This window comes from Klebsiella sp. MS 92-3 (assembly GCF_000195655.1).
Taxonomy (GTDB): domain Bacteria; phylum Pseudomonadota; class Gammaproteobacteria; order Enterobacterales; family Enterobacteriaceae; genus Klebsiella; species Klebsiella pneumoniae.
Window position 1 is genome coordinate 1 of record NZ_GL882823.1, and the last position, 10,259, is coordinate 10,259.

General features: G+C 56.5%; 10 protein-coding genes. 4 read left to right on the forward strand and 6 right to left on the reverse strand.

Going from position 1 to position 10,259, the window contains the following annotated elements:
• Together HMPREF9538_RS32340 and HMPREF9538_RS10780 are read left to right on the forward strand one after the other, a co-directional pair.
• Positions 1 to 253, forward strand: a 253-nt coding sequence (locus HMPREF9538_RS32340; RefSeq protein ID WP_009485428.1) for a conserved domain protein, incomplete at its 5' end; no start/stop codon positions are given.
• 214 nt (positions 254 to 467) lie between these two features.
• Positions 468 to 1,766 carry an MFS family transporter gene (locus HMPREF9538_RS10780; protein ID WP_009485430.1) on the forward strand — a complete coding sequence of 433 codons (1,299 nt, stop codon included), beginning with the start codon at positions 468 to 470 and terminating at the stop codon, positions 1,764 to 1,766.
• A gap of 3 nt (positions 1,767 to 1,769) precedes the next feature.
• Here HMPREF9538_RS10780 and HMPREF9538_RS10775 read toward each other — a convergent pair whose 3' ends face one another.
• From HMPREF9538_RS10775 to trxC, 5 genes are all read right to left on the reverse strand, one after another.
• Entirely contained in the window at positions 1,770 to 2,093 is a 324-nt protein-coding gene (locus HMPREF9538_RS10775; protein WP_002914095.1) for a YfiM family lipoprotein, read from the reverse strand.
• Positions 2,094 to 2,134: 41 nt separating this feature from the next.
• Positions 2,135 to 3,490 (reverse strand): CDP-diacylglycerol--serine O-phosphatidyltransferase, encoded by a 1,356-nt coding sequence (gene pssA, locus HMPREF9538_RS0127920; RefSeq protein WP_004180947.1) that lies wholly within the window; start codon positions 3,488 to 3,490, stop codon positions 2,135 to 2,137.
• Positions 3,491 to 3,610: 120 nt separating this feature from the next.
• Positions 3,611 to 6,262 carry a bifunctional acetate--CoA ligase family protein/GNAT family N-acetyltransferase gene (locus HMPREF9538_RS10770; RefSeq protein ID WP_009485433.1) on the reverse strand — a complete coding sequence of 884 codons (2,652 nt, stop codon included), beginning with the start codon at positions 6,260 to 6,262 and terminating at the stop codon, positions 3,611 to 3,613.
• Between the two features lie 34 nt (positions 6,263 to 6,296).
• The gene (gene tapT, locus HMPREF9538_RS10765; protein ID WP_002914092.1) at positions 6,297 to 6,995 is read right to left on the reverse strand and encodes a tRNA-uridine aminocarboxypropyltransferase; all 699 of its coding nucleotides are present in this window, start codon (positions 6,993 to 6,995) and stop codon (positions 6,297 to 6,299) included.
• Positions 6,996 to 7,064: 69 nt separating this feature from the next.
• Positions 7,065 to 7,490, reverse strand: a complete 426-nt coding sequence (gene trxC, locus HMPREF9538_RS10760) for a thioredoxin TrxC (protein WP_002914091.1) — start codon at positions 7,488 to 7,490, stop codon at positions 7,065 to 7,067.
• Between the two features lie 203 nt (positions 7,491 to 7,693).
• Between trxC and HMPREF9538_RS0127925 the strand changes: the two genes are divergently transcribed.
• Positions 7,694 to 8,779 (forward strand): tRNA/rRNA methyltransferase, encoded by a 1,086-nt coding sequence (locus HMPREF9538_RS0127925; RefSeq protein WP_020317146.1) that lies wholly within the window; start codon positions 7,694 to 7,696, stop codon positions 8,777 to 8,779.
• 58 nt (positions 8,780 to 8,837) lie between these two features.
• Here the strand turns inward: HMPREF9538_RS0127925 and ung are convergent, their stop codons facing one another.
• Positions 8,838 to 9,527, reverse strand: coding sequence for a uracil-DNA glycosylase (gene ung / locus HMPREF9538_RS10755; protein ID WP_002914088.1), 690 nt, complete (start codon positions 9,525 to 9,527; stop codon positions 8,838 to 8,840).
• A 312-nt stretch (positions 9,528 to 9,839) separates the two neighbouring features.
• Here ung and grcA point away from each other — a divergent pair, with 312 nt between their 5' ends.
• The gene (grcA, locus tag HMPREF9538_RS10750; protein ID WP_002914084.1) at positions 9,840 to 10,223 is read left to right on the forward strand and encodes an autonomous glycyl radical cofactor GrcA; all 384 of its coding nucleotides are present in this window, start codon (positions 9,840 to 9,842) and stop codon (positions 10,221 to 10,223) included.
• The last annotated feature ends 36 nt before the right edge of the window (positions 10,224 to 10,259 follow it).

Consider the following 10,259-nt stretch of genomic DNA (forward strand, 5'->3'; position numbering starts at 1 on the left):
AAAGAAGAAAAAAAAAAAAAAAAAAAAAAAGAAAGCGGGGGCGGGGGGGCGCGGGGGCGGCCTTTTTGTTTTTGCGTTTAAAAAGAACCCCGTCCCGAAAGGTGCGGGTTTTTTTGCTGTGTGGGGTATATCTCCCCCGGTGGCGCTGCGCTTACCGGGGCTACAAAAGCGTAGCCCGGACAAAGTGCGCAGCACCGCCTCCGGCGAAAATTACGCCATGTTCGCTCCATTATCTCCTTTCAACGCAAAATAAAACCCCGTCATGGCAATCCCTTCGCCATAATCCACTTTTTCCCTGCCCCTGCGCTGGCGATGATCGCGAAAACCGTGCTTGCGAAAAAAAATGTGAATCCAATCACATATAAAAATATAACAATTATATAACATTTAGTTTACTAATTAATTTGTCTGCGTGACGTGGTACGCCCGACAAGACAGATTGCAGTCTTTGCTGGAGCAATATAACAATGACAGAAAGTAGCATTACCGAACGGGGCGCGCCGGAACTGGCCGATACCCGTCGTCGTATTTGGGCAATTGTTGGCGCTTCCTCGGGGAATCTGGTTGAATGGTTTGATTTTTACGTTTACTCATTCTGCTCGCTCTATTTCGCGCACATCTTCTTTCCATCCGGAAATACCACCACCCAACTGCTGCAAACGGCAGGCGTATTTTCCGCCCGGTTTCTGATGCGTCCTATCGGTGGGTGGCTGTTTGGTCGGATCGCTGACCGCCGGGGACGTAAAACGTCCATGCTTATCTCGGTCTGCATGATGTGCTTTGGCTCACTGGTGATTGCCTGTCTGCCGGGTTATGCGGTGATCGGCACCTGGGCCCCGGCGCTGCTGCTGCTGGCGCGTCTGTTCCAGGGGCTGTCTGTTGGCGGAGAATACGGCACCAGTGCGACCTATATGAGTGAAGTCGCGGTGGAGGGTAAGAAAGGCTTCTATGCCTCCTTCCAGTACGTTACGCTGATTGGTGGTCAACTGCTGGCTGTATTAGTGGTTGTGGCGCTCCAGCAGGTGCTTAGCGATGAAGATCTCCATGCCTGGGGATGGCGTATTCCTTTTGCCCTCGGGGCGGTACTGGCTATCGTCGCGCTGTGGCTGCGTCGCCAGCTGGACGAAACCTCGAAGCAAGAGACCCGGGCGCTGAAAGAGGCTGGCTCATTTAAAGGGTTGTGGCGCAATCGCCGGGCCTTTGCGATGGTGTTAGGCTTTACCGCCGCCGGATCGCTGACCTTCTACACCTTCACCACCTATATGCAAAAGTATCTGGTCAACACGGCGGGCATGACGGCCAGCACCGCCAGCGTGATCATGACCGCGGCGCTGTTCGTTTATATGCTGGTTCAGCCGCTATTCGGCGCCTTCTCGGATAAAGTTGGCCGCCGGACCTCCATGCTGTGCTTTGGCGTGCTGGCGACGTTATTTACCGTGCCTATTCTCAGCGCCTTGCAAAAAGTGAGCTCACCCTATGCCGCCTTCGGCCTGGTGATCTGCGCCTTACTGATTGTCAGTTTCTATACCTCGATCAGCGGCATCCTGAAAGCAGAGATGTTCCCGGCTCAGGTTCGCGCGCTTGGGGTCGGGTTGTCCTATGCCGTCGCGAACGCATTGTTCGGCGGCTCTGCGGAGTACGTCGCGCTGTCGCTTAAGTCGGCAGGGATAGAGCACGCGTTCTACTGGTATGTGACGGTGATGGCCGCCATTGCCTTCCTTGTCTCCCTGATGTTGCATCGCAAAGGGAAGGGGTTGCGTCTGTAACGCTTACTGATGAGCCAACTGCCATACAGCGTAGCCGGTGGTCGCGCCGGCGACATCCCAGGCAAAATCCTTCCAGCTCCAGCCGCTCCCAGCCGGGCGGCTGTCCCAAAGCTCTTTTGAGGCGCCAAGGCTGACGGAAAACATCAGGCCGATAGCGGCGCTGCGGTCCCGGCTGTAACCCTGATGTTGCGCATATTCATTGCCAGCGGCAGAGAGCATCGCTGAGGCCAGAAAATGCTGGGCTTTGTCCTGACCGGACCATGCATCATTTGCCATGTGGCTGCAGCCGGTTAACAGCAGCGAAGCAATCACTATTATCGTACGCATAGCGCTTCCAGAAAAAAGCCCCGTCGAGGCGGGGCTGATAGTCAGAGAATACGGCTGATCAGCCGGTCAATGCGGATCCGCCGCAGGCGGCGGATCAGTTTTCGCACTTTCACCGGATAGTCGGCGATACTTTGCAGATCCCGATAATGTTTCACTACCGTGGTGTGGGTGCGGATGAGCTTCAGCTCTTTCTCCCGCATGGCCCCCAGCTGCCGCTTTGGATCGTGGATCAGAATGGCGTTTTCCAGATCGAGCCGCCAGGCGCGCGGGTTCAGGTTGTTGCCAGTGAGCAGCATCCACTCATCGTCAACCCACATGCCTTTCAGGTGGTAGCTGTTATCGTCATCCTTCCACAGGCGGACGATCAGCTGATCGGTATTGACATAATACTGCAGCCGGCTGAGGAAACGCCGCAGGTTGATCTCATACAGATAGGGAAGGGCGCCGATGATTTTAAACGGCTGATCTTCAGGAATGTAGAAATCGTTAGCCGTTTTATCGCCGACAATAATCTCCACCTGTTTACCGTCGCGCAGCAGCTGGATGATATTTCTTACCAGTACGGCAGGGAGGTTGAAGTAGGGGGTGCAGATCGTCAGCTTGTGTTCGGCACAGGGCATCAGGTGAAAGATGGTTTTATTCAGCAGGCTCGATTTACCCAGGCCTACCAGCGGGGTGACGGAGAGTTCTTCGTCACCAGCGGTGCCGACAAAATGGTAGCTGCGGTCGCGGAGCTCCTGACGGTACTGGCGAATGTCGTTTTTGATTTCCGGGCTTTTTGGCCGATCCGGTCTGTCGAGACGGTTAACGCCGCGCCCCTGAACCAGATTGTTGTCGACCCAGTCGAACATGATGTCCGCCATTTTGCCGTTACGGATGCACTGATAGCGATCATAGCGATACTTATCATGCTGATGCAGATAAACATCATTCAGGCTGGCGCCGCTGTAGAGGACGCAGTCATCAATAATAAAGCCTTTGAAATGGAGAACGCCGAGCGCCTCCCGGGTGTTAATCGGCACGCCGTAAACGGGGATATCTACCCCTGGATTTTCATTGGCCATCCGACAATACCAGTCGGCATTGGTATTAGAGGCGGCGGCGCCGATACGGCCACGCTGAGCGCGGTGCCAGTCCACCAGAACGCGGACATCCAGTTCCGGACGCTGGCGTTTGGCGTCATAAAGGGCCTGCAAAATTCCTTTTCCGCCATCATCTTGCTCCAGATAGAGCGCAATAATGCATATACGCTGAGTGGCGTGGGCAATCCGGGTCAGTAACGCTTCCCTGAATTCCGCAGGGGCGTAAAAGAACTCTACATCATCAACTGACTGAGAAAGCTTAGGGAGTTGGGCAAGGTGTTGTTGATGTTTATTACGCTTAAATTTTGACAACATCACAGTGCGTTTCTTCTCTGTTTATTGAAGGGTCTTCTGTACCATGCAGACGACGTAAGCGGGCAATAATACCATTACTACCCGCTAATGTGGTCAACAATTGCGGTCAGCGTCGCGCGATTATCCCTGATTCAGGGGCAGCGACAGGCTGACAATCCCATCTTCCAGCTGAATATCGACGGTGAATCCCAGCTTTCTGGCGAGGCCTATCATGCCTCGGTTATTTGGCATCGTAATACCATTAAGGCGCTGCAAGCCATGGCTTTGCGTATAGGCGATCAGCTTTTCCAGCAACCTTCGCCCCAGGCCTAACCCTTTTAAATCTGAACGGACCAGAACGGCAAACTCGGCGTCAATATTATCGGGATCGGAGATCGCCCGCGTCACGCCGAGGATCTCGCTCTTCTCTGCGCTGGTCCTGACGGCAACGAACGCCATTTCTCGATCGTAGTCGATCTGGGTCATATTGGCTAAGTCGTCATGGGTAAATTCGTTGATCTCACTAAAATAGCGATAATAGAGATCTTCTTTGGTGACCTGGGCGATAAATGCGAGCAACTGTGGCTCATCTTCCGGGAGGATCGGCCGGAACAGACAGCGATCGCCATTTTTCATCACCACCCACTCCTCCAGTTGGTGCGGATAGGGACGAATAGCGAGACGGCTTTCACTGTCGCCGCTGAAGGGAGCAAGCCCCAGGGTAACGTCCAGCGCCGTAAACTCGTTGCCGGAGGCGAGCAGGGGATGAATATCCAGGCGCTGGATCTCCGGGCAGTCGACGATCAGGTTCGAGACCTGAACCAGCAGCTGGCTTAAGCCAGCGATATCCAGCGGGCGCAAGGCGCTGCGGCCGCGGATCTTCTTATTTTTGATCGCCTGGATCACCAGATAACGCGCCAGGTTCATATTCAGCGGCGGCAGCGCCACGGCGGCCTGGTCCTCGGCCCGCCACTCCACGCCGCCCTCGCCCAGCATAATCAACGGGCCGAAGACGGGATCGTGCTCAACCACTACTCTTAGCTCCTGGGCGCCAGCGCGATTGGCCATGCTTTGCACCAGCAATCCATGAATGCGCGCCTGGGGCCAGGCCAGTTTGACGCGATCGATCATCGCATCTGCAGCCTGCTGCACCTCGGCGGCGGTACGCAAATAGAGCATGACCCCCTGTACTTCTGATTTGTGCGGGATATCCGGAGAACGCAGCTTCAGCGCAACCGGATAGCCTATCTGCTCAGCGATATGCACCGCTTCCGCGCTGTCAGCGGCAATCCAGGTTGGCAGCGTGTGGATGCCATAGGCCCGAAGCACCGGGCTGACCTCGTGAGTATCCAGCGTGGTGGCGCCGTCTTCTATCGCTTGCTGCAGCAGAGCATGCGCCTCGCTGGTATTGGCGGTTAAGGAGTCTGGTAGCACCGGCGTCTCGCGCAGTTGTTTCTGGTTGCGACGGTATTCCACCATATGCATAAAAGCGGTGATCGTGCCCTCCGGCGTACGGTAGGTAGGGAGGCCGGCATCGCTGAATAAACGTCGCGCTTCCTGCGAGGAAAATTCGCCGCACCAGTTGGTCAGCACGGTGACATATTTACCGCGCGGGTGATGCTTCAGAGCGTCAATCAGGGCCAGGGCACTCTCGGTGCCCGGCGCGGCGGCGCTGGGAGAGTGGATCACCAGCAGCGCGTCATAGTCCTGACTGTTGAGCAAAACATTCACCGCCCGCTGATAGTGTTCGCTACTGGCGTCATCGCGTAGATCCAGCGGGTTGGCGATCTCCACGCCAACCGGCAACGCCTGGCGCAGGGCGTCGCGCGTCTCCTCGCTGAGAGTCGCCAGCTTACCGTTTCGCAACCAAAGCTCATCCAGCGCCAGCGCCGCCGGCGCCGCACCGTTGCTGACGATCATCAGTTTTTCACCGCGCAGCGGGCGCATGTGGCTGAGCGTTTCCACCGCAGAGAACAGCTCATGGGTATCCTGCACCCGCAGCAGACCAGCGCGCTGAATGGCCGCATCCCATGCCGGGTCCATCCCGGAATTGGCGTGCAATAGCTTCTGCGCCGCCGGACTACGGCCGCTTTTAATCACCAGGATAGGTTTGTTTCGCGAAGCGCTGCGCGCGGCGGAGACAAAGCGGCGCGCGTCGCTGAGATGCTCGAGGTACAGCAAAATGGCGCTGGTCTTGCTGTCGCGGGCCAGAAAGTCCAGCAGGTCATCGACATCAATATCCAGGCTATCACCCAGGGCGATGAAGTAGGAAAAACCCATCTCGCGCTGTTGCGCCCAGTCAAGGATAGTATTGGAGACGGCGGCCGACTGCGAGATAAAGGCCAGTTTACCGCGATGGATCGGCACCGGTGAAAAGCTGGCGTTCAGCCCTTGCCATGGGGCCAGCAGTCCGAGACTGTTGGGGCCGAGCAGACGCATCTGATAGCGCGCGGCGCATTCGAGCAGCGCCGGGTACTGTTCCGGCTGCGAAGAGAGGATGATGCAGGTCTTGCAGCCTTTTTGCCCTAAGGCTTCGAGCAATTCGAGATTACGCCTGGCGTTAGTACAGAGCACCGCCAGATCCGGGGTAAACGGCAGACTCTCGATGGTAGGCCATGCCAGTCCCCCAAGAACCGCCTTCCAGGCGGGGGTGACCGGCATCACCGGGCCATTGAAGCCGCCGGCTAACAGGTTGCGCATCATGAGATAGCCAGCTCGCTGCGGCTTCATTGATGCGCCAATAACGGCGATGGACTTTGGTCGCAGCAGCGCTTCCAGGCCTCGTTGGCTCATACCGGTCTCCTTTCATCCCAGTGACCGAATGATTTTAAACGTTTTCCACCTGGCCCGCTGTGATACTGCCCTTATGCTGGGTTTTTCCCGCCAGATAGCGGGTCCGGAAGCGGGTGAAGTGCTCGCCAAGCGCAGCGGCGGCCGGGGCATCGCCCGCCAGATCCAGCAGGGCGATGGCCACTTCCGCGGTACAATATTGTCCGTCGGCGTGCGCCTCGCGCAGATGGTAGGCAGAGATGCGCGACAGATCGACGGAGATAATCGGCAGCGCGTCGAGATAAGGACTCTTACGGAACATTTTGCGCGCTTCGGTCCAGGTGCCGTCGAGCATGATAAACAGCGGGGGTTTACCGGACGGCGGCGCGCTCAGGACCTGGCGATCCGGCCCGGCATAGGAGGCCGGAAATACGACCATGGGCTGATAATCAGGATGGGCGACCAGATCGAGCAGCGCCTGCGGCGGTTCGGTACGCGACCACTGAAACGCTTCGGTATCTGGCAGAATATCGGCGATGAGCCGGCCAGTGTTGCTGGGCTTCATCGGTTCCGTATCAAACATCACCAGGCAGAAGCGGCTGGCGGCCTGCGCTGAGGTTAACGTGGCGCACAGGCACTGCTTGAGCGGCAGCAGACAGCGCTGGCAGCGGCGGATGCGATTACCGCGCGCAAGGAAAGGGCGGGTAGCTCGCGCGAGACGTTCGGCGCGCAGGCGAAGGACAGCGTTATCAGTCATGGGAGTCGCTAGTGAAAAACGCTATTGTCGCAGAGGTGAAAACGGGGCACAAGCGGTGCCCCGGAAGGGTTATTGTTGGCCGGCTTCGTTAAGCCAGCTATCGAATGGCGCTTTTGGCACTGCGCCATTGAGCATGTCGATCACTTCGCCATTTTTGAACATCATAATGGTCGGGATGCTGCGGATACGAAACCGGGCGCTAAGCTCACGTTCCGCTTCGGTGTTGACTTTCACAAAACGCATCTTCCCGCTACGCTCTTCCGCGACGTCTTCAAAGATCGGCGCGAAGCTACGGCAGGGTCCGCACCATGGCGCCCAGAAATCGACAACGACCGGCAGATCGTCCTTCAAGAGTTTATCCAGCGTTGCCCCGGTCGCGTTGATGACGTCGCCGTCAAAAAGATCGTGACCGCAGCGTCCGCACTTTGCGCCATCCGCGCTACGATCGTCCGGGAGGCGGTTCAGAGCCTGACAACTGGCACAAACGGTATTCATAACTAACCTCTGGTTATGGGTTGCAACGTGGCACGTGGCCGATATGTTTCTGTGATGTTACATATTATCGATGAAGTGTTATTTGAGGACAATGCGTTTTGTTCGATGAGTGCAATAGAGGCCGGCTTTTAAACGAAATCATGGCGAAGCGATGGCACATCGGGTAATCTGCGCGCTTCGCGCAGCGCAGGTGGAGAAAATTGATGAGCGACGAACTGAAAAATAAAAGCGGCAAGGTCAAAGTGATGTATGTCCGCAGTGATGATGATTCTGACAAACGCACCCATAACCCACGTACCGGGAAAGGGGGAGGTCGTCCAGGAAAATCTCGTGTTGACGGCCGCAGCCGCCCTGCGCGTGACGAACGAAACAGCCGCGGCGACGATCGCAAACGTGACGACCGTAAGCGTGACGATCGCAAACGCGATGATTTTCATCGCGACGATGCGTCTCCGTGGCGTACCGTTTCCCGCGCTCCTGGCGATGAGACGCCGGTAAAAGAAGATCACGGCGGGATCAGCGGGAAGAGCTTTATCGATCCGGAAGTGCTGCGTCGTCAGCGTGCGGAAGAGACCCGCGTATATGGCGAAAACGCCTGCCAGGCGCTGTTCCAGAGCCGTCCGGAAGCTATCGTTCGCGCCTGGTTTATTCAGAGCGTGACGCCGCGCTTTAAAGAGGCGCTGCGCTGGATGGCGGCCAACCGTAAGGCCTATCACGTGGTGGACGAAGCCGAGCTGGCGAAAGCCTCCGGCACCGAGCACCACGGCGGCGTCTGCTTCCTGATCAAAAAACGCCACGGCACTTCTGTTGCTCAATGGGTCGCGAAGGCCGGGGAAGAAGATTGCGTTCTGGCGCTGGAAGATGTGGGTAACCCACATAATCTCGGGGCGATCATGCGTAGCTGCGCGCACTTTGGCGTGAAGGGCGTGGTGGTTCAGGATGCTGGCGTGCTGGAGTCCGGGGCGGCGATCCGTACGGCGGAGGGCGGTGCGGAGCATGTTGAACCGATCACTGGCGACAGCTTTATCGATACCCTCGATCGGTTCCGCAAAGCGGGCTACGCGATTGTCTCAACGTCCAGCCATAATGGTACCCCGCTGTTTAAAGCCGAGCTGCCGAAGAAAATGGTGCTGGCGTTAGGCCAGGAACGTGATGGTCTGTCCGATGCGGCGATTTCCAGCGCCGATCTCAGCGTTGCCATCGACGGTACCGGCAACGTCGAAAGCCTGAACGTCTCTGTGGCGACCGGCGTCCTGCTGGCGGAATGGTGGCGTCAGAACAAGGCGTGATTCGCCTGCCTGAATGCAAAAAAGCCAGCTGATGCTGGCTTTTTTTTATGGCTGTCAATCACTCGCTTTCAGCGGGAAGGACCGGCATCCAGTCGATCGGCGTTTCGCCGCGGTCAACCAGCCACTGGTTGGTCTGGACGAAATGATTGCAGCCAAAGAAGCCGCGATGCGCAGAGAGCGGTGATGGATGCGGCGCCTTCAGCACGCAGTGGCGCTGACGATCGATAATCGCGCCTTTCTTCTGCGCATGAGAGCCCCACAGCAGAAAAACTACTCCCTCGCAATGCTCATTGATTAAAGCGATAACCTTATCGGTAAAGGTCTCCCAGCCCAGACTGGCGTGCGAGTGCGCCTGTCCGGCGCGGACGGTCAGGACCGTATTCAGCAGCAGCACGCCCTGTCGTGCCCAGCTTTCGAGATAACCGTGGGTGGGGCGGGTAAAGCCGGGGATCGTGGCCTCCAGCTCTTTATACATATTCAGCAACGAAGGCGGGATCGCGACGCCCGGACGAACTGAGAACGCCAGACCGTGGGCCTGACCCGGGCCGTGATAGGGGTCCTGGCCGAGAATGACGACTTTGACATCGCCCAGTTCAGTAAAGCGAAACGCATTGAAGACGTCTTTTTGCGGCGGATAGATGGTGATCCCCGACTGGCGCTCTTCGGCGACGGTCTTCAGAGTATTGAGAAAATAGGGTTGTTGCTTTTCATCCGCCAGCACGTCATGCCAGGTTAAAGGGGTGGTCATCTTGCTCTCCTGCAAAAGGGTCATCGCTATAGCTTAACGGCTTCTTTCTATAGAACAAAATCGGCACGGCCTGATGCCGGCTTTTATGCAAAAAAAATTGAAAATTTACAAAATTATTTATAGCTCACAATGGCGTAACTTGATGTAAAACAATAAAAACCTCCTATACCCACGTTGGGTGAGTGGTTTTTATTGATTTATATCAAGGAATGCCGAGGGGGCGGCTGATATATATACACTCATACAACAATGGTTTTACCAATTGGCCGCGAAGAGGCCAAAATCGAATAAACACTGCCTGGGAGGCATCAAATGATTACTGGTATCCAAATTACTAAAGCGGCAAACGACGACCTGCTCAACTCTTTCTGGCTGCTGGATAGCGAAAAAGGCGAAGCGCGCTGCCTGTGCGCCAAAGGTGGTTTTGCGGAAGATGATGTGGTTGCGGTAAGCAAACTGGGTGAAATCGAATACCGTGAAATCCCGGTGGACGTGAAACCGGAAGTGCGCGTCGAAGGCGGTCAGCACCTGAACGTTAACGTGCTGCGTCGCGAAACCCTGCTGGACGCGGTTGAGCATCCGGAAAAATATCCGCAGCTGACCATTCGTGTTTCCGGCTACGCGGTACGCTTCAACTCTCTGACGCCGGAACAGCAGCGCGACGTTATCGCCCGTACCTTTACCGAAAGCCTGTAAGGCTAACGCCAGATGTGAAAACGCCGGGATATCCCG

What these genes read in the sequence shown, in the direction of transcription:
- HMPREF9538_RS10780 (WP_009485430.1), top strand. Translation starts at nt 468, where the DNA reads ATGACAGAAAGTAGCATTACCGAACGGGGCGCGCCGGAACTGGCCGAT.
- HMPREF9538_RS10775 (WP_002914095.1), bottom strand. Translation starts at nt 2,093, where the DNA reads ATGCGTACGATAATAGTGATTGCTTCGCTGCTGTTAACCGGCTGCAGC.
- pssA (WP_004180947.1), bottom strand. Translation starts at nt 3,490, where the DNA reads ATGTTGTCAAAATTTAAGCGTAATAAACATCAACAACACCTTGCCCAA.
- HMPREF9538_RS10770 (WP_009485433.1), bottom strand. Translation starts at nt 6,262, where the DNA reads ATGAGCCAACGAGGCCTGGAAGCGCTGCTGCGACCAAAGTCCATCGCC.
- tapT (WP_002914092.1), bottom strand. Translation starts at nt 6,995, where the DNA reads ATGACTGATAACGCTGTCCTTCGCCTGCGCGCCGAACGTCTCGCGCGA.
- trxC (WP_002914091.1), bottom strand. Translation starts at nt 7,490, where the DNA reads ATGAATACCGTTTGTGCCAGTTGTCAGGCTCTGAACCGCCTCCCGGAC.
- HMPREF9538_RS0127925 (WP_020317146.1), top strand. Translation starts at nt 7,694, where the DNA reads ATGAGCGACGAACTGAAAAATAAAAGCGGCAAGGTCAAAGTGATGTAT.
- ung (WP_002914088.1), bottom strand. Translation starts at nt 9,527, where the DNA reads ATGACCACCCCTTTAACCTGGCATGACGTGCTGGCGGATGAAAAGCAA.
- grcA (WP_002914084.1), top strand. Translation starts at nt 9,840, where the DNA reads ATGATTACTGGTATCCAAATTACTAAAGCGGCAAACGACGACCTGCTC.